This window comes from Nostoc sp. FACHB-133 (genome assembly GCF_014698055.1).
In the GTDB taxonomy this organism is placed as follows: Bacteria; Cyanobacteriota; Cyanobacteriia; order Cyanobacteriales; family Nostocaceae; genus Nostoc.
In genome coordinates this window covers 111,633-133,081 of record NZ_JACJSH010000013.1, presented here as the reverse complement: position 1 = coordinate 133,081, position 21,449 = coordinate 111,633, and the positions used below count along the sequence as shown (strand labels likewise).

Below are 21,449 nucleotides of genomic sequence, written 5' to 3'. Positions count from 1 at the left end.
TTAGTTACTTAGAGAACATTTTCATTAACCTCGATTATTACTAATAGTATAAAGTTGTGTATACCCTAATAGCTTTAGCGAAACTTTGCCTTTAGATCAAAGTATGAGAGTTGATTGCTCATGTTAGAGTAAACGATGACTTTCGCTATATTTGTTCATAATAATTTGACTTGTAGGTAATCTTTAATTATGCTAAAGAATCTGAATCTGAAACAAAAATTTACAATTCTGCTACTGGTAATTCTGACATTTGGTTTGAGCTTGAGTGGATTTGCTCTTTCTTCTTTGCTTAGGGAGAATGCTAAACAAGATATTAGCTCTACCGGTCTCATCCTCATTCAAACAATGAGTTCTGTTCGTAAATACACCAGTACTCAAGTGAATCCAGAGCTAGTTGATAAATTGGCTACCGAGTTTTTGCCGCAAACCGTACCTGGATACTCAGCACGGGAGGTATTTGAGATTTTACGGAAAACAACAGAATATCGTGATTTCTTTTATAAAGAAGCAACTCTCAATCCCACAAATCTGCGGGATAAGGCTGACGGTTTTGAGACGGAAATTGTAGAAAGGTTCAGAAATAAATCAGACCTTAAAGAAGTGAGTGGATTTCGCTCAATTCCTAGTGGGGATATCTTTTATATTGCTCGTCCTTTAAAAGTTTCTGAAGAAAGCTGTCTGAAGTGTCATAGCGTACCAGAGGCTGCTCCTCAAAGTATGATTACTCTTTATGGCACAGCTAATGGGTTTGGGTGGAAGCTGAATGAGATTGTCGGCGCTCAAATTATATCAGTACCGGCAAAGAATGTAATCAGCAAAGCAAATCAGTCTTCTTTACTAATTATCTTAATTGTATCAACTATATTTATAGCGACTATCCTGTTAGTTAACTTGTTCTTGAATCGACAGGTTGTTGTTCCTCTCAAACGCATGACTCGCATAGCGGAAGAAGTTAGTACAGGACACATGGAAGTTGAATTTGAGCAGATGTCTAATGATGAAATCGGTAATTTAGCTAGAGCCTTTAAACGGATGCAGTTAAGTTTAGAAATGGCAATGAAAAGAATCAAACGCACTCAGGGGGGTACAGGGGATTAAAATAATTAGTAATGACGCTCTCTCTACGAGATGCTGCGCGTACTTGCTTCTCTGTAAGAGTAAGCGCTACACTAACGTAATTAAGTTTTATAGCCCAATACGGTTCAGTTAAAGAAATCGTAGGTTAAGGTTTTTATGGCTAACTGAACCGTATTGTTTTATAACCAAGATTTACATCCCTTCACAAAGGTAAACTTATTAGAAATAGTTGAATAATTGTAACTTATTTCTAAATTGATCTAGGACTCATATTTGATTTTGAAAAAATCTAGTATATCTCAAATAGGCTTTTTGACTATTGCCTTGCCACGCAAATAATCATGGCTATGCCATGCTGCGCGAACAGAAATCAAATCGGATTACTAGAGTAGTCTAGATATCTATGAAAATAAGCTTTTTTTGAATTCAAAAGCTGCTTGAAAGTTAGGAATTTGGTTGGCTATAAGTTCAACAAATTGATCAGGTAAAATGTAAGGATTCTCATCTAATATTTCTTCTATAATCAAATTTGCCATTGGCCCGATGTGGTAGGCTAATTCTTGTTGACAATGTTTAATAAATCCTGGTTGGAGTGAAGGTTGTTGTTGTTCAATTTGCCCACTTTGTACATTAGCAGGTAAACTAGGTGGACTAAAAACTGTTTCTCCAGTTTGATTGTATGACTGCGATATTGCCGACATAGCCTGAAATTCAGGATTAAATACCGTAGCAGGCAAATCATCAAGCATGACTGGAGGAGACATTGCTAGTTCTGGTTCTCCAATCCGCTCTAAATCTTTGATAACTTCTCTGGCTGTTTGGTATCGCTTGTTAGGTCTATCTGCCAACATACAATCAAGTACTTGAGCGAACTCATCACTAACGTAAGTATAATAACGCCAGTTCCATTCAAGTGAGTATTGATCCATTAGTAAAGATGGATCTCTACCTGTGAGTAGTACAATAGCTGTTACTCCCAAGGCGTAAAGGTCACTAGAAGCCGAGCATAAACCTAAGCTAATCTGTTCGCGAGGTGCATACCCCACTTTGCCTACAAGAGACATTTTGCCAACAAATGTTACTTGGTGATTAGAACTTTTCCCCTCGTTCATGTCAGCAATTTGCTTCCCAACTCCGAAATCAATCAGCACTGGCAGATCCTTGCCATCAGGTAACATGATGTTATCAGGAGAAATATCTCGATGGATGATGTTGTGCTGATGGACATATTCCAAAACAGGCAATAGATTTTTTAGCCACTGGATAACTTCGTCTTCAGAAAAGTTTCTTCCTTGACGTTGAAGTTCTCCCAACAGCCTAGAATATGTTTTGCCGTCAACATACTCTTGTACTAGGAATAACCGACCATCTCCTTCAAAGCAAGCTAAAAACTTGGGGATTTGAGGATGTTGCAATTGATGAAGGATTTTTGCTTCTCTTTTAAATAGGTTGCGATATTGTTCCAGCCCACTTTCCCCTGTGCCAATGGGTGCAAACTCCTTGAGGACACAAGCTTCATTAAACCGCCGAGTGTCAAATGCCAAGTAAGTTCGCCCCAATCCTCCCTGTCCCAGAAGTTTTTGGATAATATAGCGGTTATCAATTAGAGTTCCAGCAGCTATTTCTGGTCTTGTCATAGGCGACTGTGACATCTCATCGCACTCCTCGCGATTTTATTGTTGATAAATTATCTAGTTTGCTGAAAGTCAGAAACTCTAGCAGATAAGGGCTGATAACATCCTTAAAATTGAGGTTAGCACCACTATCAACACAAGGAAATACACTTTTCTACAATCTTTGAACGGTCTTGTGTAACCAAATAGACAATTTTTACAGGGGTAGCTAGATGATACTACTTGTACTTACGTATTTTAGCAGATGGGATATAATCAGTGTCTGCGGTAATATCTGCGAATATTCAGATTATCACCTTTTGAAGTTGTAGCTGAACCACATCTCATTCCTAGCAACTCAATTAGGATTGAGTTTTGGAACAGTTAAGGATATAGCGTGACATCATGGTTTTTGAGAAAAAACTAAAGTTTCTATAGACTTCTCCAAATAAAATATTATATGTATTTCAAGTGCTGAATATGCGATCGCTCTCAAAAATTAATCTTTAGTGGAGCCAGTCTTGTTATTTGATAGCTACTTCGGCACTGGCTACCAAAGCTTTCTGTATTAGGTGATTCTTCAAAGCCGAAAATTATACTGCGTGTAATAAATAATACTCCTGAAGTCTACAATAATTTATCTGCTTCATCAGTATTTACACTTAACTGACGTAAACGTTCTACTAATTGTTCTGCTTTTTGTTTGGCTTGAGCAGCTTCTTGTTCAGCAATCATAGGTCGTTTGCTAGTGGCATAATTTTCAAGTGTTAACGGGAATAAATTAGCTTTAGCTTTGGTATTATTAGCAATAATAATTAACAAAAATACTCTCAACTTTTGGCTTTGATTGGTATTGTTTAAAATTTCATCTTTATAAAAAAATGCTAGATTTAGCAAATTTTTCGCTAATCTAGCAAACCTAAATGATTTACAGGAAGTCTAATCTTCTGGCTCAATTCCCGCCGCCCGCAATTGTGCTGCTAGTCGTTCAGCGCGTTGGCGTTCTTGTTCGGCGCGTTCGCGTTCCTGTTGGGCTAACTCAGAACCCCAAGGCAAAAGGTTTCCTTGTTCATCCCACCACCGTAACCACTTTCCGGCGCGATTTTCACGAGTACCTTGCCACACCCCAAGGTAAAGATTCATTTCTGCTATCCAGTAGCGTTGATTTTCATCAGCTTCTTGCAAAATGTACTGTTCTGTGTTAGTTAAGCGATACATTTCGATACTGCCGCTATCTGGCTCAAAGATGATGTAGTTTGGCACTTTTAAGATGCGCTCGTAGAAAAACCATTTTCCTGGGGGATATGTGGCTTTGATAGAATATTCTGTTTCCTGTGTATCGGAAATAAATTCCATCACAATTACGGGAATGTCTCCCTGTAATTCAGGTGTGTAACTGCGTGTTACTTCTTCTCTACTAACATTAATTTTGGCAATGAAAGCCCAATCAGGCGCTTTAATGACTATTTTGTTGTTTAGAGTGGCACAAATGCCGTAATTAGTTGTTGTTAGGGTGTTAGCTGAAATTTTTCCGGCTAATTGTAGGCTTTCCGTGAGTGCAGCAGCTAATGCTGGTTGGTTGATGTTGTCCACTGGATCATCTGGGAGTTTGTAATCATCGGGTAGTTTTTCCCAAGTGATTTGGTAGTCTTGGGTGAGGGTTGTCATGATGGGTTTTCCTTTGGTCTGTAAAAGGGATTGGGTACTGGATTTTCACTTGTAAAAATATGGAATTTACTTTGACCCTTCCCAAATTTTGGAACAATTTCCCAGTACCCAGTAGTTACTCATCTTCATCGGGTTCTAAATCATCAGCTGTCAATTCTTGATGCGGGATGGCGGCGATAATCGCATCTATAACTTTAGAGACTGGTAATATCTCAATATTTAAGTCGGGGAATTTTGTCCCTTTGGGCACGATCGCTCTTTTAAATCCCAACTTAGCAGCTTCTTTCAATCGCAGTTCCATTTGGGAAACCGATCGCACTTGTCCGCCTAACCCAACTTCACCAATTAGTACTGTACCTGGATCGACAATGCGATCGCGGAAACTGGCGACAATTGCGATCGCAATTCCCAAATCTACTGCTGGTTCTTCCACATTCAACCCACCCGCAGAAGCAACGTAGGAATCTAACTTGGACATGGGAATTCCCACGCGTTTTTCTAAGACGGCGAGAATTTGCACTAGACGGTTGTAGTCTACGCCAGTTCCAGCACGTCGAGGAGAAGGGTAGCTGGTGGGACTTACCAAAGCTTGCAATTCAACAACAATGGGGCGAGTACCTTCGCAAGCAACCACAATGGCAGTACCTGGCGCTGGATCGTCACGGTTGCCTAAAAATAACTCTGAGGGATTGGAAACTTCTCGCAATCCATCTGTCACCATTTCAAAAATGCCGATTTCGTGAGTTGCGCCGAAGCGGTTTTTGACTGTGCGTAATAATCGATGGGAGGCAAAGCGATCGCCTTCAAAATACAACACTGTATCAACTAAATGTTCTAAAACTTTTGGCCCCGCGATCGCTCCTTCTTTGGTAACGTGTCCCACAATCAGCATGGTGACATCTTCATGCTTCGCCACCTTCATCAGTGCGGCAGTACATTCCCGTACCTGAGCCACTGAACCTGGTGCAGAAGTCAACGCTGGAAAAAACACAGTTTGGATACTGTCAATCACCGCCACGTTTGGCTTGAGAGAATCTATTTCCCGTAAAATTTCTTCTAAATCTGTTTCTGGCAGTACATATAAATCTGCACCTATACTGTCAGGGTCTATGGGTAGTGTCGGATCTACCACTACTTCAACCTTCTCCTCATTAACCACACTTAGGGGTTTTGATACCCCTAAACGAGAAGCTCGTAATTTTACTTGCTGTCCCGATTCTTCACCGGTTACGTAAAGGATGCGGTATTTCTGTGCTAATTGATTTGATACTTGCAATAATAAAGTTGATTTACCAATACCCGGATCGCCACCAATCAGCACCATAGAACCGGGGACAACTCCACCACCAAGCACCCGATCCAATTCTCCATAACCAGACTCCCAACGGGCGATTTGGCGATCGGTAATTTGATCAAATGTTAAAGAAGCTCGTGCTTTTGCTGGTTTATTGTGAGATTTGCCATTGCCTTGAGCTGATTGCCAACTACTGACTCCTCCCCGGCTGGGTACATCTACTGAGGATTGAATAGAAATTTGTTCTTCTAGAGAGTTGTAAGTACCGCAAGCGGGACACTTACCAAACCATTGGGGCGATTCTGCTCCACATTCATTACAAGTAAAAAAGGTTTTTGGCTTTGCCATTCTTAAATCTTATTAAATAATCTTAATATTTACTTAATTCTTGAAAAAAACTAAAAACCAATAATAGTAGTATTTAGAGCTTTTTCCAAATCAATTGATGGAATGATATCTTAATATTATGGTATTAAAAATTAATCATGTAAATTTTTAGTCAAGGAGCCTAGAGAAACTTGGAAAGCCATAAAGAAAAAATCTTGGTGGTAGACGACGAAGCCAGCATTCGCCGGATTTTGGAAACACGCCTTTCCATGATTGGCTACGATGTAGTGACAGCTGGTGACGGGGAAGAAGCTTTAGAAACTTTTCGCAAAACTGAGCCTGACTTGGTAGTTTTAGATGTAATGATGCCAAAGCTAGACGGCTATGGTGTATGTCAAGAATTACGAAAAGAATCAGATGTCCCCATTATTATGCTAACAGCCTTGGGTGATGTAGCCGATCGCATCACCGGGCTAGAATTGGGTGCTGATGACTATGTAGTTAAACCATTTTCCCCCAAAGAGCTAGAAGCGCGGATTCGCTCGGTGCTGCGGCGAGTAGATAAAAACGGTGCTTCTGGAATTCCCAGTTCTGGGGTAATCCATGTCGCTAATATTAAAATCGATACGAATAAGCGACAAGTCTACAAAGGCGATGAGCGCATTCGATTGACGGGTATGGAGTTCAGCTTGTTAGAGTTGTTAGTCAGTCGCTCTGGAGAAGCTTTTTCTCGTTCGGAAATTTTGCAGGAAGTATGGGGTTATACACCAGAACGTCATGTAGATACCCGCGTGGTAGATGTGCATATATCACGTTTACGGGCAAAATTAGAAGATGATCCCAGTAACCCAGAATTGATACTCACAGCCAGAGGTACTGGTTATCTTTTCCAGCGAATTATTGAACCAGGGGAGGAGTGAGGAGATGAGGCAGGGGGCAGGGGAGGCTGGGGGACAAGGGGACAAGGGGACAAGGGGACAAGAGGTGAGAACTTGAAACAAGTTTTTCCCCTTGTTCCCAATTCTCCTTGTCCCCAAGTCCTCTTGCCCATGCTCAATGACTAATGACTAATTACTAATGACTAATGACTGACCCTAATCGAGTTTTGCGGCGTTTACCTATTGTTGTGGGTGGGCTAGGCGCTGTACTTTTATTGATTAACCGTTTGTTGACACCGGAATTAACCCAGTCTCAATCGCGTGGTGATGTGGTGGGCGTGATTTTGAGTGCGGTGTTAATTTTGACTGGTTTAATTTGGCAGCAAGTTCAGCCGCGATCGCCTGATATTGTAGAACTAATTGGAGAAGAAGGTTTTGTACTAGCAGCAGATTTACCCGAAGCCGTGAAAACAGAGCTAGCCTGGGCATCTCATTTATTGTTGACTAATACAGTAACGCGCTCGCTTGTGGTTTATTACCAAGGTAAGGTTTTGTTGCGTCGTGGTATTTTGGGTACTAAATCTGAAGTTGTACCAGGAGTAATCTTAAAACAGGTACTCGAAAAACAGAAGCCGATTTATCTAGTTGCTCTAAAAATATATCCAGGTAGGCTTGAATTTGATTATTTACCAGAGAATACTCAAGGTGTAATTTGTCAACCTATTGGCAACCAAGGTGCGTTAATTTTGGGAGCGAATGCTCCTCGCAGTTATACCAAACAAGATGAAAATTGGATTGCCGGAATTGCTGATAAATTAGCCGTTACTCTTAGTACTTAGATTACTGCCTAGTTTAAAAATCTAAAATTAGTTCACCAAGAAGTCAAAAAATTCCACCCTTCCTTTTCTTCTGGTGTCTTTTCTTCTTTTGCTTCTGATTCTTCTGGTGTATTTAAATTTGTCTGTTGAATTAAATTATCATAGGCTCCAGAATCAACCCATCTTAATAATTCGCCAGCCCGCATAACTACCCAAGAAAGCCCAGACTCTGTATAGCTTAATATTTTGGTGACTTGATCCACACTCTCAAAGTTATTGGATGCAAACTCACGGGCTTGGACAAGAAAATCTTCCATTACAGCAGTAGTCAAGTACTCATCTGGCAAACCTGCGAGTTTCATCAGTGTAGTAGTTGCTACATCAATATCCTGACAAGCAAGCAAAGCTGCCCGATCAGCAGTGAACCTAGCCATCATCCGCCAATTATACAAACCCAATTCCATACCACCAGCTATCAAACCACCCACACCCAGCGTTGTACTGCTTAACAAATTTTTCAAAGTTGGCATCACAATTGCCATTTGGTGATAAACCATGTGCTGACTCTTGATGCGAGCAATTTCATGTCCGAAAACGTAAAGTAACTCATCCGGGCCAAGCCATTCCATTGCATCTAAATTGATACCAACAAGGGGTTTTTCCACCCCAACAATATAGGTTTCAATATGTCCTGTGCCTTGAAACAGATACAGTTCAGGAAGGGGAGCAACATCAAGAATTTCACAGGTTTCTACAAATGCTTGATGTAATTGGGGAAAATTACGGGGCGAAATTCTGATTTCACTACCAAGGCTTTGCAGTCTGAGTAAGCGATCGATGCCGTATTCGTTAACTTTCTTAAGTAGTAAGGAAACACCAGGCATATTTTGCAAAGAAGCCAAGGCTTTGCGATCAAAAGGATGTTCGTAGGCTTCTGAACTCAGTCCAGTTAATATTTTTCTCGTCATAAGTTTTGAGCTTTATTTTGGAGTGTTTGGGAAGTTCAGTTAGTCAGTACGAATGGCTTGTGCTTTCAGTACGCCTGAATTATTACGACAAGCCTTGAGCGATCGCAGAGAGATTTTAGCAGATTGAACTAGAAAATCATATTTGCTGCCGGTGAAATCTCAGCATTTATCAGCATTTTGCCCAGATACAATATAAAGTAGGGGCGCTTGGAAATTTAGAAATTTATCTATGCAAATTATTTATTGGCTATTAATTGCCGTAATGGTTGTGGGTATCATCGGTGCTGTAGTTCCAGCCATACCCGGTAGCAGCTTAATTTTAATTGCAATTATCGTCTGGGGAATCGTTAGTAGTTCCTTCGCGGCTATCAAGATTCCTCTGATTGTGACGATTATAGTTTTACTGCTCAGTGTCGGAGTGGATTTTTTAGCTAGCTATGTGGGAGCAAGACAAGCTGGAGCTAGCAAATGGGGGCAAATTGGCGCAATTGTCGGTTTGGTGGTGGGATTTTTGGGATTATTGCCAACATTGCCTTTTGGGGGGCCACTGTTAGGAATTTTACTAGGCCCGCTTTTGGGAGCAATTATTGGTGAGTACATTTACCGACGTGAATTTGGGTTGGCGGTTAAAGCAGGTATAGGAATTGTAGTCGGCTCATTGGTGGGAAATTTGATTCAAGGGTTGTTAGCGATCGCAGCAGTTGTAGTTTTCGTTGTGACAACTTGGCCACAAGTATTTGGTTCTTAGCATTTCAACATTTGAGAATATAGCCGTCATAGCTAGTAGTCAGTCTATTTATTACAGACATTCAATTAGCTGACTAAAATTTTCTACCTTACACCACTGGCAAAAATTTTGGGTTTTTGAGACGCGATAAATCGCCGTCTCTACAAGTGTTTTGGTCTTATCTGAACTGTATTGATCTATGGACAGGAGGAACCGCTACTTACTGTATTTATTGAATGGATAAATAAATCTTCTTTATTTCAACACTTCTCAGATAAACATTCTCCATTCCTCTTGGAGTCTTGGTAAAAGGTAAATTGGCACCCTTCAAAAAGTTTGGGAAATCTTCAATGGCTGAATATAAATATATTGCTTACTCTATTTATCTAAAAAATAGTTGAGTAATTTACAATAACAAAAAGCACAAATTATATTTAGTATACGTAAGTTAAATAGCTCGGCTTCAACCCTATTAAATGATAAATATACGAAGGATAGATATACCAGAAATAAAAATTTTATGAAGACTACTCAGCAATTGAAGATGTAATGAAGACCACTAAGTAAATCTTGCATACTCAGAATCTATGTGATTTTATGGAAATAAGAAATACGTCACACAAGTGCCGCTTTCACTGACAGTATTTTAAATAAATTACTGATAGTACAAGTAAAACAATCAATTTTTCTCGTCAAAGTTATTATTAGGATTCTCAAAAGATCATGATTAGTTTAAAATCTAAATTACTAAACGCTACTCTGGCTGCTACTGCTGCACTTCCTTTGGCTGTTGCTGGGTTATTTACATCTGTCGGTTCTGCTCAAGCTGCTGCGCTGAAAGGTGAGTTCAGTTTTAACGGTGGTCTAACTCAGAATCCATTTGCTAGCAGTTTAGTAACATTGAAAAAAGATTCACTAACCTTTACTCCAGATAGCATTATCGCAGATTCCAATGGCGTAAAGAGTACCCCAGTTGCTATTGCTGCTCAGACAGGAAGTTTCTTAGGTTTCAATTCAGCAAGTATCCGTGATATCATCTCATTCGCAAGCGATACTGTGCAAAACCCATTTCTAGACCTTGGTAATCTTATCCTTCCTGGTATAGTTCTGAATGGGGAAAATACAACTTCTCTAGCGGATGGCAGTAATATCTTTACGTTGACATCTTCTGATTACAAAATAACTCAAACTGGTGCAAACATTACTATAGCAGTTGATTTGTGGGGATACTTTACCAGCGCTACTGGTGAGATAACTAAAGGAGCAGGAAGCTTATCTTTCCAAAGAAATGATACTACTGTTGCTCAGGCAAATGCAATTCTCGATACTACTGGCGGTTCATTGGCTAATTTGACTTTTTCTGGTTCTACCTTCACCACTTCTGTTCCCGAACCTGCTGTATTACTTGGTTTGGGTGCAGTAGGTGCTGTAATGGTGATGTCTCGCCGCCGCAAAAGTGTTGTTTAGTATGAACAAGTGACTTTTAGGAACTGAAAGTCACTATCATTTATTATCTATTCGATCTGGCTGGAATGAAAAATTTTACCAACCAGATCGAATTTTTTTATGCTATCAGACTAATTGCAAAGAATTTTTGGCTTCAGTTGCGATCGCTTCGACTTCATCATTAGCCAGTGTTTCTAATATAGATTTGGCTTCTGCACCACCCAAAAGAGCCAGCGCTTGTACAACTCTGTAACGCATTTGCCAGTCTGGATTGGTAGCATAAGGAGCTAAGAGGGGAACTGCTTCTAGATTTCCCAATTCACCGAAAGAACTAATAGCAGCAGTTTGCACTAATTCGGTTTCTGATGAGAGTGCCTCTTTGAGCAATTCAAAGGCTCGTGGATCGCCCAATGCTCCTAATGTAGCGATGATACTAAATTGTATTAGCCATTCATCAGTCTTGTAGTAAACCTCCTTTAAGTCTTCAAAAGCGTCATGTAGTTGGAGTGCGCCTATACAGTCTGCTGCTGCTGCTTGTACATCAACTTCAGAGTCATGAAGCAAGCGATCGCGCAAGATATGCAAAGATAATTGTAAATCTTGTGTTCCGAGTGTATCCATTTGACTCACTGCTGAGTAACGGACACGGGAATTGCGATCGCTAATAGCAGTTTGAATCAATTCAAAGCCAACCGTAGGTTCCAGTTGGCGGATTTGATTTACTGCACGTAAGCGATCGCCTAAATCCTCAGAACTGAGCAATTGCTTAACAGACTCCGAAGTAATACTCATTTAGTTATCCTTGATTTTCAAAAGTGTAAAAAATAGTTAACAATTATCAGGCTGTTAACTGTTAACTGACTAATCTTGACTTGCTGCCATTGCCCGAATAATATCACCACGAGTGAGAATACCAATTACTTGATCTGTACCATCAAGTACTGGCAAGCGATGAACGCTGCGATCGTGCATGATTGTAGCGGCTTCTTTTAAAGTTTTATCAGGGGAAATTGTGATCGGGTTTTTACTCATCACCTCCCCAACGGTTTGCCCTAGTGCTTTATGTAAGTCACGTTCATACGTAGCAGGATTTTTTAAATAGATAACGCTATCAAGAAACATAATGTACGCAGGTGGAGTAACACCAGTTTCTTGCCACATCAAATCAGTTTCTGAGATAATGCCCACCAATTTCCCAAGATCATCCACAACAGGTAGTCCGCTGATGTGGCGTTCTGCGAGAATTTGGATAGCTTCCTTCAGTGGAGTTTCTGCACGAACGACAATAGGATCGCGGCTCATCACATCGGCAACAGTTTTAGGCATTTATTTGTTGATACCTTTTATCAAAGTCTCTGCGCCTATTGTAGAAAATTGCGGGACTCAACCTGATGCAATTAATAGATTGTTACGGTGTTGGGAATTGGGAATGGGGAATGGAGAATTGGGAATTGTACTGAGTGTTCACCTAGTGTCTTATGGAGAAGCCATAAAGCCTGCGGCATAGCTACGCTTAGAGCGCAGCCTCTCTTAGAGAAGCATTGGGCATTAAATATTAAAAAACTCTTCCCCATTCCCAATTCCCAATTCTCCATTCCCCATTCTCAATTCCCTTTTAAAGCATCAATAATTTGAGTATTCGCTTTCGGAAAAGTAAACTGATCCAGTTCTTCCAAAGTTACCCAGCGAATTTCATCTGATTCTAAAGGTTGGGGAACACCTGTAACATGGCAGCAGTGATGTACTGTGAGGCTAACGCGCAAATTTGTATAGGTGTGGTCAATAGTAATCAGATGCTCTCCCACTTCAATTACTATTCCTAGTTCTTCGGAAATTTCCCGTTGAATACACTCTTGAATAGTTTCACCAGGCTCGATTTTACCACCAGGAAATTCCCACAAACCGCCCATTGCTCCTTCTGGACGACGGCGATCGATTAAAATTTGCTTTTGGTCATTCCAAATTACTGCAACACCAATGATTTTATGGGGCGGGAAAGAACTGGTTTCACTCATAATTGATGGACAAAATGGGAAGATGATTAACAACAAAACTCGGCAGACTAATTTTAACTCTGCCGAGTTTTGATTTTTTAAATTTCAACCTTAATGCGTCACTGTTTTGGATATTTTAAAAAAATCTAGCTGATAATTATTGGGAATTAGGGCTAAAGATTTCGCAGAGCCTTATTTTTAATTCCTATAGCCGTAACTGTGGCTAGCAATCAGCCCAACAACAATATAGAATTTGCTAACTTTTCTATTTCTAGTCAACTTCGGTGTTGTTGTTTTCAGTCCCTTGTAGGGCAAGTTCAAAATTCATTCTCTGTTCAGCGTTACGCAAGAAATAACCACTAATCATAGCAGAAGCCAAAAGCCGACCTAGACTTTCCCGACTGGTGCTTACGGTGATGCCAAAATGTTCTGAAGGTAGATTACCCAATAGTCCTGTAATATTCCGTTCCATCACCTGAAAAACTTCGGCAGATGTAGGTTTAGATAGCTGGGTAACTGTCTCTGGACTCAAGGATTTAACATACTGCCATAGTAAATCGTTGGTTTCTGATTCGCTATTGAAAAATTCTGAGACACGATTGGATGGGTTACTCATTTTTTAGCTCCTTAACTACCACTACTGGCTACGGTGCTTGTGATTTTAATACTAAACGTCTGTTTTGGATTTGACTTAGCTAGCTGTTTTGTCTTCCTGTCAACTAATGTAACAGCCTCGCTTTCTGGTGGAAGTAGGTGTAACCGTACTAAAGTCAGCGTATTTTCTCACCCTAACAAATAAAGTAAGGAGTGAGAAGTTCATCAAAAACTCCTCACTCCTAATTCTTGTACAGACGCGATTAATCGCGTCTCTGCTTTTAACTTGCCAAATATTCACCCATATTGGCTTTAGACTTGCGAAGTTTGGTTAAAGCTTCCCGCTCAATTTGCCGGACTCTTTCTCGGCTGATGTTCAGTATTTCACCGATTTTAGCCAGAGTCAGCGCTTGCCCATCAGTTAAACCAAAGCGCAGTGTAATTACTTCCCTCTGTTGCGGTGTAAGATCGCCCATGAGACGATCTAAGTCATAAGATAGGGAAGATTGCATGACAAACTCTTCTGGAGATGCTCCTGGATCTTCGAGCATTTCTCCGAGTTCAGTGTCGTAGTTATCACCCAACCGCAAATCCAAGGAAAGGGGCAAACGCGCCTTTTCTAGATACTCTCGTACTTGTTTGGGGGTCAATTCTAATTCTTGAGCTAGTTCACCAGCTGTAGGAGCGCGTCCCAACTTTTGAGACAATTGCCGCTGCGCCTTTTTAATCTTATTTAATTTTTCAGTAATATGGATAGGCAGCCGAATGGTACGAGCTTTTTCGGCTATAGCACGAGTGATAGCTTGCCGAATCCACCAATAGGCATAAGTAGAAAATCTATACCCTTTTGTAGGGTCAAATTTTTCTACGCCTCGTTGCATACCAATACTACCTTCTTGGATCAAGTCCAGTAAATCGACGTTGCGCTTGATGTACTTTTTAGCAACGGAGACTACCAGGCGCAAATTGGCTTCTACCATCTTACGCTTGGCAATTTCACCATCAGCGATCGCTTCGTTCAATTCTGCTGGTTCTAACTTTGTCGCTTTGGCCCACTCTTCTAAGGTCGGTTGACGACCTAACTGGGTGGCAAGAGATTCTCTTGATTCGTGCAAAGTACAAGAACGTTGCACCTGTTTACCATAAAAAATCTCTTCCTCGTGTGTTAAGAGTGGCACACGGCCAATCTCACGCAGGTAAGTCCGCACGAGGTCTGTGGCTGTCTGAGCGGTCTTCATGGCGCTACTCTTTGGTAATGATGGGTTTGGCGGTAGGGTCATTAAGGGATAGATGCTTTATTTATTAGGGTGCTACCCAGTCAGACTGGGAACCCATGTATGGTTTGCAACTTACGCGCCCGATAAATTCGGCTGCTCATAATAAACAAATTTAGGCTTCTTAACTGCTAAAAGTTACAGTTATTTCCTACTTTTCACAAGTATCTACAGTTAGATAAAAGGTAGCTTCTTAAACATTTTTTTATTGGAGCCTTATTAATAATTGTAACATTTATGAGAAGATTTGGCTATATAGCGACATTAAATTTCCTGGTTTTTCCAGTTCATGCAATATCGCCCTCTCTCTAAAGGCTGACTATAAGTCAATTTCAGAAATTATTTGGTGAACATAAGCTTCCTCATATTTGCTAAGATATCTCTAATGAGAACTATAGTCATTCTCTTATAACAATTACTTAATTTTTTTGGGAATTGGGAATTGGGAATTGGGCATTGGGAATTGGGAATTGGGAATTGGACATTAGACACCAATTAATAGTTCCTCTTCCCCTGCCCCCTGCCCCCTGCCCCCTACTCCCGTACTCCCCTACTCCGTACTACTTCGCAATCGGGCAGTACTCTTGAATAGTTTTTACGTCCAAAGTTGTATTTTGTAAAGAACGGATGGCGGCGACGGTAGCTTTTGCGCCAGCGATGGTAGTAATGATGGGAATTTTGTAAGCTAAGGCTGTGCGACGGATTAACCTAGCATCAGTGTGGGCTTCTTCCCCGGAAGGTGTGTTGATAATAAGTTGGATTTTTTGATTTTTGATTGCATCCAAGACGTGGGGACGGCCTTCATGGAGTTTTAACACTAATTCAATATTTAACCCCTGTTCAAGAAGAACTCGCCGTGTACCAAGGGTAGCCATCACTGTAAAGCCCAAATCGATAAATTCCTTCACCACACCACTTGCAGCAGCTTTATCGCGATCGCTCATTGATACAAATACAGTTCCAGTCAGTGGTAAACGCTCCCCAGCACCCAGTTCTGCTTTGGCAAAGGCCCGGCCAAAGTCGCTGTCAATCCCCATCACCTCACCAGTGGATCTCATTTCTGGGCCCAATATTGTATCAGTTCCTGGGAATTTATTAAAGGGTAATACTGCTTCTTTTACAGCAATATGTGTGGGAATGACTTCCTCGGTGAAACCTAGCTCCTCTAAGGTTTTACCCGACATGATTAAAGATGCTAATTTCGCTAACTGTACGCCTGTTGCTTTAGACACAAATGGTACTGTACGCGAGGCGCGGGGGTTGGCTTCTAAAATGTAAACTTGGGGAGAATAGCTGCTTGCACCGACAACAGCAAATTGGATATTCATCAACCCCACGACTGACAGCGATTGTGCTAGCTGCACCGTCCAAGTGCGAATTTGATTGAGAACTGCTGGTGACAGGGAAATGGAAGGTAAAGAACAAGCGGAATCTCCTGAGTGAATGCCCGCTTGTTCGATGTGTTCCATGATACCACCAATTACCACCCGTCCAGTGTGATCAGCGATCGCATCGACATCGACTTCAATTGCGTTTTCCAAAAACTTATCGATCAAAATTGGATGTTCTGGTTCTATGAGTACTGCAAAGCTCATGTAGCGTTCCAACTCAGCATCGGAATAAACGATTTCCATCGCTCGTCCGCCTAATACATAGCTAGGACGCACCACTACCGGATAGCCAATGCGTTTGGCAACAATCAGCGCATCTTCGTAACTCCGCGCAATCCCATTCGGTGGTTGGGAAATATTTAACTGTTGGAGAATCTTTTCAAACCGCTCCCGGTTTTCTGCCATGTCGATGGAATCTGGTGATGTACCCCAAATTTTAGTCAGCAGTCCAGAAGTGTCATTGTTAAGAAATTCTTGTAAAGGAATAGCCAACTTTAGCGGGGTTTGTCCGCCAAACTGGATTATTACCCCGACTGGATTTTCAGTTTCGATGATGTTAAGAACATCTTCTTTTGTTAAAGGCTCAAAGTAAAGGCGATCGCTGGTATCGTAGTCTGTCGAAACTGTCTCTGGGTTGGAGTTGACCATAATCGTCTCATACCCCGCATCCTTCAAGGCATAAGCGGCGTGACAACAACAATAGTCAAACTCAATTCCTTGTCCAATGCGGTTGGGGCCACCACCCAAAATCAACACTTTTGGCTTGGTTGCGGGCATTACCTCTGTTTCTTCTTCGTAGGTAGAATAGTAGTAAGGGGTAAGAGCTTCAAACTCAGCCGCGCAGGTATCTACGGTTTTGTAAACTGGGATGATTCCTAGTGACTTGCGGTAAGCGCGAACTTCATCTTCGGTGGTTTTGGTGGCATAAGCAATTTGGCGATCGCTATATCCGTCCCGCTTCACTTCATAAAGTTGCTCTTTTGTCAATTGCTGCAAAGGTGTCCGCTTCAGGAATTTCTCGACATCTAGGAGTTGCTGCAATTTATCTAAGAACCATCGGTCAATACCAGTCAGTTCATAGATTTCTTCAATAGTCATACCTTGCTGCAAGGCATGACGCACAGCGAAAATGCGATCGGGGTTAGGTGTCCGCAGTTGGGCGCGGATTTGTTCACCACTGGGTAATTTTTCGGCTTTGTCGCAACCCCAACCAGCGCGTCCGGTTTCGAGCGATCGCAGCGCCTTTTGGAAGGATTCGTTGAAAGTCCGCCCAATTGCCATTGCTTCCCCGACTGATTTCATTTGGGTTGTCAGCACTGGGTCAGAACCAGGGAACTTTTCAAAGGCGAAGCGAGGGATTTTTGTGACTACATAGTCAATTGTCGGCTCAAAGGATGCGGGAGTTTTCTTGGTGATGTCATTTTTGATTTCATCCAAGGTGTATCCTACAGCCAGCTTTGCTGCCATTTTAGCGATGGGAAAACCCGTAGCTTTGGAAGACAAAGCTGAACTGCGGGAAACGCGGGGGTTCATCTCAATTACCACCACATCCCCATTAACCGGATTAACGGCAAATTGAATATTAGAACCGCCAGTTTCCACTCCGATCTCGCGGATGATTTTAATTGCCATATCCCGCAGCCTTTGATATTCTTTATCAGTAAGGGTTTGCGCGGGAGCGACAGTAATTGAGTCCCCGGTGTGAATGCCCATAGGGTCAAGGTTTTCGATGGAACAGATAATCACCACGTTATCTGCCAAGTCACGCATCACTTCGAGTTCATATTCTTTCCAGCCCAGTAAAGACTGGTCAATGAGAATTTGCGAAACGGGACTGGCATCTATACCTACCTGTGCCATTTCTTCAAATTCTTCTTGGTTGTAGGCAATACCGCCACCGCTTCCACCCATAGTGAAAGCTGGACGAATAATTAGGGGATAACTACCAATTTGACGGGCAACAGCTTTGGCTTCTTCCAAAGATTCGGCTGTGTCGCTAGGACACACAGCTACCCCAATCCTTGCCATTGCTTCACCGAACAGTTTTCGATCTTCGGCTTTTTCGATGGCTGGCAGTTTAGCGCCGATTAACTCAACGCCATACTTTTCCAACACGCCATTTTTGGCTAAAGCAACGGCGAGGTTGAGGGCGGTTTGTCCTCCCATCGTTGGTAATAAAGCATCGGGGCGTTCTTTCTCAATGACTTTTTCGACCAATTCTGGAGTTAACGGCTCAATGTAAGTGCGATCGGCCGTTTCCGGGTCGGTCATAATTGTTGCAGGGTTTGAGTTGACTAGAACTACTTCATAGCCTTCTTCTCGCAGCGCTTTACAGGCTTGAGTGCCAGAGTAGTCAAACTCACAGGCTTGTCCAATCACAATTGGGCCAGAGCCTAACAGTAGAATCTTCCGGAGGTCGTCACGGCGGGGCATAGTCGTTGCCTTGGAGTATGAGAATACAAATCCTGATTATTTTAAGGGTCTTTACACCCTGTCGTGCTTTTTATTATTAAGTTTTCTAGGTTTGATGACATGAAAGGAGTGGGAATTAGGGAATAGCGTACAGGTTAGAGGGTACAGATTATTTCGTGTTACCCAATACTTTTCGGATAAATCCAATAATCTCTCTTTTGGTCTGGGGAAAGTTTAAAGGGCAAAGGGGGAAAAGTAAATTCAAACCCTTTCCGTTTCCCCTTTCCACCTTAGAGGTTGTTTAAAAAGTGTTTCGCTGTAACTTTAAGCACTTTAAGATCCCCTATCCCACGCCAGTCGCTCCACTTGGGGAGACCCCTTGAGCAACTGGCGTGGATTTAGGAGGATCTAGAACTTTTAATTCTGACAAGAGGACTTTTCAAGCATCCTCTTAACCGAAAAATATTGACCTGTTAACTCTCCCCTAACCCAAATATCTAATGCCCTATGATTATTTTGTATTTCTAAATACTATTTAATTGTGACGAGTAATTTTTTAAAGCTTTTGCAAATTTCTGTTATTTAGTTTGATAAAACTTTGCGATAAATAGTAATTTATTATGGCATATATCTGTTCGCTTATTCAGCTCAAATAAATTTATTAGATAAAAATATTTATTAACTATCTAATTGCCAAATATTTTCAACATTAAATCTTATGATGATATGTTTACTTAAATTAAAAATGGCAGAGGAATAAAGGTATCATTCTCTGCCATTCTTTATAATATTTTAAGAGTTTGTGCTGCCAACTTTTTCTTTCAGTCTAGGTAAACAAATCTAGATTATGAGAATTTTAGCTTTGAGCCGCTTGGACAAACCCTAAAGTTAAGCTATCTTTAGCGAGGAAGTGAGCCAAATGATAAGCACGTTCCTCGGTTTTCAACAAAATCTTTTCGTATAGATAGCGTGTACCCCGATCGCCTAAACTCTCTGCCTGAGCAGCTTGGCGGCGAATCACGCCAAGAATAGCTTGTTCTGCGGCTAAGTCATTTTCCACCATTTGGCGAGAGGAATATACACCTTCAGACTCTTGCTCAAAACAGGTTAATTCTGCTAATTTGCTAAAGGTAGCTACTGGAACACCACCTAGTCCATCCAAGCGTTCTCCAATTTCATGGATGTGGTCTTGTACTTGGTTGTAGCTTTCGTTAAAAAACTCATGCAGAGAGTAAAATTCTGAGCCTTCAACTACAAAATGATGCTTTTGGTACTGCAAATACAGTGCCTGGAAACTAGCTAATACAACGTTGAATCCTTCTGTAACTGGAGCAGTGACGCTGTGATCCAGCAACACGGGATTGTCATATACATTACCAAAATTTCGTAACAAAGTTTGCGTTTCAGACATTGCGTTCCTCTCTTTTTAACAGTTATAGATTTTAACTGCTTATTCTCAACATATTAACATTTTAATAATAAGTGCAAGGCAATCTGCCATCACCAGATTTTGTATTTTTACTTACTAAAAATCTCAAGATTATTGTTTGCCGGATGATGCTACACCTATCAAGATGCATAAATTTCTCATTAATATTGACATCACGCCTTAAATGTGCATCTTTGTCTGCAAGAGGGAGAATAAAGAATTAAATCACCTTTTCCCCCTCTGCTCCCTATCCCCCTGCCCTTCTGCTTCATCCCCTCTCAATATGGGATGGCTGTAAAAGTTTGACTTTTTTTTCCAAAATTAATGAGAATTCTTTGCACTTAAGGTATGCTGGTTTTAAGAGGTTACACTCCTAAAACTTTCACTAAGCAGAGAGTTAAATCGCGGTAATTACTGCAAGTTTGTTGCACTTTGAGGGCAATTCTCTTGAAATCGTTTAGTTCAGAAATAGAAAGCAACCACCTTGTAGAGGTGAATTGGGTAGATCGCTGGCAAGTCTATCAACGCCTAAAGGAGTTAGACATTCCCTGTACTTGTACAGCTAACCAGCCATTGAAAGTTGAAATTAGCTCTCCTGTGATAGCTGTTCAACTTTGGAGTGTGATACAGCGATTAACAGCCTCTCGTCAAGACCAAATTTTGACTCTTGAGTGCTGTTGGAAAATTGCTAACAACAGTTCTAATTTTTAGCTACTGCTGAGAATATCTTGCTTGATAGCTTGTACTTAGTTAAAAGGAGATCAAAAAAATGGGTGCATCTCACACTATGGAAGTATCAGAATTTTGTCTTGAGGGTAGATTTATAAATTTTGTTATTAAAGATGGCTATAAGCTTAAAGGCTTAATGCTGGGGACTCATGAAGGTGAGTCTTACATTAAACTAGCTAAACATTTACGGGCTGCTTTTGACTTGCGCTTACCCCCAGGGACTTGGCTGCAAGTTGTTGGTTACAAAAAGCATGATTTGAAGGATGGTACTGTCACTCTGAAGGCTGAACGGGTAATGGCGGCGCGTTCTGATATGGGGAGAGTTGAAACGATCGCACCAATACAAGAACCCCCATCTATTGATAATGTCAAGGTAAAGCCAGCTAAGGCTAAAGCCACAATTTTGGTGTGTCAAAAGTCTGATTGTATGAAACGCGGTGGTAAAGCAGTTTGTCAGGCATTGGAGGCAGCTTTAAGCGATCGCGGTTTAGAAGACCAAGTTACAATCAAGGGCACTGGTTGTATGAAAAATTGTAAAGCTGGGCCAAACCTAGTTATGCCAGATAAAACACGCCATAGCCGAATTCAAGCTACACAGGTTCCGGCTTTGATGGATAAGCATTTTGGTGACAAGAGTTTAGAAGCACAGCCTGAGAATTTAAGGGAAGTGGCCATATCTAATGGCAAGTTTTACTCACATAAGTAAGTATGAATATACCTAACTATGCAACAAAATGTAATATAGCTGAAAGTTTTGTAATTGTTTCTCATGAAATGCTCGGCATAGCTTGCTTTTTTGCAGAAGTAGGT

General features: G+C 41.2%; 19 protein-coding genes. 7 read left to right on the top strand and 12 right to left on the bottom strand.

Annotated elements, in window-relative coordinates; genetic code table 11:
• The first annotated feature begins 189 nt into the window (after positions 1-189).
• Positions 190-1,098 (top strand): Tll0287-like domain-containing protein, encoded by a 909-nt coding sequence (locus H6G86_RS13410; RefSeq protein ID WP_114081480.1) that lies wholly within the window; start codon positions 190-192, stop codon positions 1,096-1,098.
• A gap of 380 nt (positions 1,099-1,478) precedes the next feature.
• On the opposite strand, the gene H6G86_RS13405 is transcribed toward H6G86_RS13410, so the two are convergent.
• The 4 genes from H6G86_RS13405 to radA form a co-directional block, all read right to left on the bottom strand.
• A complete protein-coding gene (locus H6G86_RS13405) occupies positions 1,479-2,729 on the bottom strand; it encodes a serine/threonine-protein kinase (protein WP_190934743.1) in 1,251 nt (416 codons plus the stop codon).
• Between the two features lie 588 nt (positions 2,730-3,317).
• Positions 3,318-3,587, bottom strand: coding sequence for a hypothetical protein (locus H6G86_RS39520; RefSeq protein ID WP_277883594.1), 270 nt, complete (start codon positions 3,585-3,587; stop codon positions 3,318-3,320).
• A 42-nt stretch (positions 3,588-3,629) separates the two neighbouring features.
• A complete protein-coding gene (locus tag H6G86_RS13395; RefSeq protein ID WP_190934742.1) occupies positions 3,630-4,358 on the bottom strand; it encodes a Uma2 family endonuclease in 729 nt (242 codons plus the stop codon).
• Positions 4,359-4,473: 115 nt separating this feature from the next.
• Positions 4,474-6,000, bottom strand: coding sequence for a DNA repair protein RadA (gene radA, locus H6G86_RS13390; protein ID WP_190934741.1), 1,527 nt, complete (start codon positions 5,998-6,000; stop codon positions 4,474-4,476).
• A 170-nt stretch (positions 6,001-6,170) separates the two neighbouring features.
• On the opposite strand from radA, the gene rpaB reads away from it, so the two are divergent.
• Both rpaB and H6G86_RS13380 read left to right on the top strand, forming a co-directional pair.
• Positions 6,171-6,899: a response regulator transcription factor RpaB gene (gene rpaB / locus H6G86_RS13385; protein WP_012412029.1), complete on the top strand. Its 729-nt coding sequence runs from the start codon at positions 6,171-6,173 to the stop codon at positions 6,897-6,899.
• A 164-nt stretch (positions 6,900-7,063) separates the two neighbouring features.
• Entirely contained in the window at positions 7,064-7,696 is a 633-nt protein-coding gene (locus H6G86_RS13380; protein WP_190934740.1) for a cofactor assembly of complex C subunit B, read from the top strand.
• Positions 7,697-7,728: 32 nt separating this feature from the next.
• Here the strand turns inward: H6G86_RS13380 and H6G86_RS13375 are convergent, their stop codons facing one another.
• Positions 7,729-8,643 (bottom strand): M48 family metallopeptidase, encoded by a 915-nt coding sequence (locus tag H6G86_RS13375; protein ID WP_190934739.1) that lies wholly within the window; start codon positions 8,641-8,643, stop codon positions 7,729-7,731.
• Between the two features lie 229 nt (positions 8,644-8,872).
• On the opposite strand from H6G86_RS13375, the gene H6G86_RS13370 reads away from it, so the two are divergent.
• Positions 8,873-9,391 carry a DUF456 domain-containing protein gene (locus H6G86_RS13370; protein WP_012412032.1) on the top strand — a complete coding sequence of 173 codons (519 nt, stop codon included), beginning with the start codon at positions 8,873-8,875 and terminating at the stop codon, positions 9,389-9,391.
• A 702-nt stretch (positions 9,392-10,093) separates the two neighbouring features.
• Positions 10,094-10,837 carry a PEP-CTERM sorting domain-containing protein gene (locus H6G86_RS13365; protein ID WP_190934738.1) on the top strand — a complete coding sequence of 248 codons (744 nt, stop codon included), beginning with the start codon at positions 10,094-10,096 and terminating at the stop codon, positions 10,835-10,837.
• A gap of 105 nt (positions 10,838-10,942) precedes the next feature.
• On the opposite strand, the gene nblB is transcribed toward H6G86_RS13365, so the two are convergent.
• The 7 genes from nblB to dpsA form a co-directional block, all read right to left on the bottom strand.
• Complete coding sequence (gene nblB, locus H6G86_RS13360; protein ID WP_190934737.1) at positions 10,943-11,608, bottom strand: phycobilisome degradation protein NblB; 666 nt, start codon at positions 11,606-11,608, stop codon at positions 10,943-10,945.
• A gap of 69 nt (positions 11,609-11,677) precedes the next feature.
• Complete coding sequence (locus tag H6G86_RS13355; protein WP_190934736.1) at positions 11,678-12,142, bottom strand: CBS domain-containing protein; 465 nt, start codon at positions 12,140-12,142, stop codon at positions 11,678-11,680.
• 278 nt (positions 12,143-12,420) lie between these two features.
• The gene (gene mutT / locus H6G86_RS13350) at positions 12,421-12,831 is read right to left on the bottom strand and encodes an 8-oxo-dGTP diphosphatase MutT (protein ID WP_190934735.1); all 411 of its coding nucleotides are present in this window, start codon (positions 12,829-12,831) and stop codon (positions 12,421-12,423) included.
• Positions 12,832-13,081: 250 nt separating this feature from the next.
• Complete coding sequence (locus H6G86_RS13345; protein ID WP_190934734.1) at positions 13,082-13,426, bottom strand: DUF760 domain-containing protein; 345 nt, start codon at positions 13,424-13,426, stop codon at positions 13,082-13,084.
• 259 nt (positions 13,427-13,685) lie between these two features.
• On the bottom strand, positions 13,686-14,642 hold the full coding sequence (locus tag H6G86_RS13340) for an RNA polymerase sigma factor, RpoD/SigA family (RefSeq protein WP_114081492.1): 957 nt from the start codon (positions 14,640-14,642) through the stop codon (positions 13,686-13,688).
• 596 nt (positions 14,643-15,238) lie between these two features.
• A complete protein-coding gene (gene carB, locus H6G86_RS13335; RefSeq protein ID WP_190934733.1) occupies positions 15,239-18,502 on the bottom strand; it encodes a carbamoyl-phosphate synthase large subunit in 3,264 nt (1,087 codons plus the stop codon).
• A gap of 835 nt (positions 18,503-19,337) precedes the next feature.
• A complete protein-coding gene (gene dpsA / locus H6G86_RS13330) occupies positions 19,338-19,892 on the bottom strand; it encodes a DNA starvation/stress protection protein DpsA (RefSeq protein ID WP_185585476.1) in 555 nt (184 codons plus the stop codon).
• A 465-nt stretch (positions 19,893-20,357) separates the two neighbouring features.
• On the opposite strand from dpsA, the gene H6G86_RS13325 reads away from it, so the two are divergent.
• Positions 20,358-20,621 carry an Asr1405/Asl0597 family protein gene (locus H6G86_RS13325; RefSeq protein ID WP_190934732.1) on the top strand — a complete coding sequence of 88 codons (264 nt, stop codon included), beginning with the start codon at positions 20,358-20,360 and terminating at the stop codon, positions 20,619-20,621.
• A gap of 58 nt (positions 20,622-20,679) precedes the next feature.
• A complete protein-coding gene (locus H6G86_RS13320; protein ID WP_190934731.1) occupies positions 20,680-21,345 on the top strand; it encodes a (2Fe-2S) ferredoxin domain-containing protein in 666 nt (221 codons plus the stop codon).
• Positions 21,346-21,449: the final 104 nt, after the last annotated feature.

Bases quoted from the DNA above. Each gene is read 5' to 3' on its own strand.
- H6G86_RS13395 (WP_190934742.1), bottom strand. From the start codon at position 4,358: ATGACAACCCTCACCCAAGACTACCAAATCACTTGGGAAAAACTACCC.
- carB (WP_190934733.1), bottom strand. From the start codon at position 18,502: ATGCCCCGCCGTGACGACCTCCGGAAGATTCTACTGTTAGGCTCTGGC.
- nblB (WP_190934737.1), bottom strand. From the start codon at position 11,608: ATGAGTATTACTTCGGAGTCTGTTAAGCAATTGCTCAGTTCTGAGGAT.
- mutT (WP_190934735.1), bottom strand. From the start codon at position 12,831: ATGAGTGAAACCAGTTCTTTCCCGCCCCATAAAATCATTGGTGTTGCA.
- H6G86_RS13365 (WP_190934738.1), top strand. From the start codon at position 10,094: ATGATTAGTTTAAAATCTAAATTACTAAACGCTACTCTGGCTGCTACT.
- H6G86_RS13410 (WP_114081480.1), top strand. From the start codon at position 190: ATGCTAAAGAATCTGAATCTGAAACAAAAATTTACAATTCTGCTACTG.
- H6G86_RS13355 (WP_190934736.1), bottom strand. From the start codon at position 12,142: ATGCCTAAAACTGTTGCCGATGTGATGAGCCGCGATCCTATTGTCGTT.
- H6G86_RS13405 (WP_190934743.1), bottom strand. From the start codon at position 2,729: ATGTCACAGTCGCCTATGACAAGACCAGAAATAGCTGCTGGAACTCTA.
- H6G86_RS13340 (WP_114081492.1), bottom strand. From the start codon at position 14,642: ATGAAGACCGCTCAGACAGCCACAGACCTCGTGCGGACTTACCTGCGT.
- H6G86_RS13320 (WP_190934731.1), top strand. From the start codon at position 20,680: ATGGGTGCATCTCACACTATGGAAGTATCAGAATTTTGTCTTGAGGGT.
- dpsA (WP_185585476.1), bottom strand. From the start codon at position 19,892: ATGTCTGAAACGCAAACTTTGTTACGAAATTTTGGTAATGTATATGAC.
- H6G86_RS13380 (WP_190934740.1), top strand. From the start codon at position 7,064: ATGACTGACCCTAATCGAGTTTTGCGGCGTTTACCTATTGTTGTGGGT.
- radA (WP_190934741.1), bottom strand. From the start codon at position 6,000: ATGGCAAAGCCAAAAACCTTTTTTACTTGTAATGAATGTGGAGCAGAA.
- H6G86_RS13345 (WP_190934734.1), bottom strand. From the start codon at position 13,426: ATGAGTAACCCATCCAATCGTGTCTCAGAATTTTTCAATAGCGAATCA.
- H6G86_RS13375 (WP_190934739.1), bottom strand. From the start codon at position 8,643: ATGACGAGAAAAATATTAACTGGACTGAGTTCAGAAGCCTACGAACAT.
- H6G86_RS13370 (WP_012412032.1), top strand. From the start codon at position 8,873: ATGCAAATTATTTATTGGCTATTAATTGCCGTAATGGTTGTGGGTATC.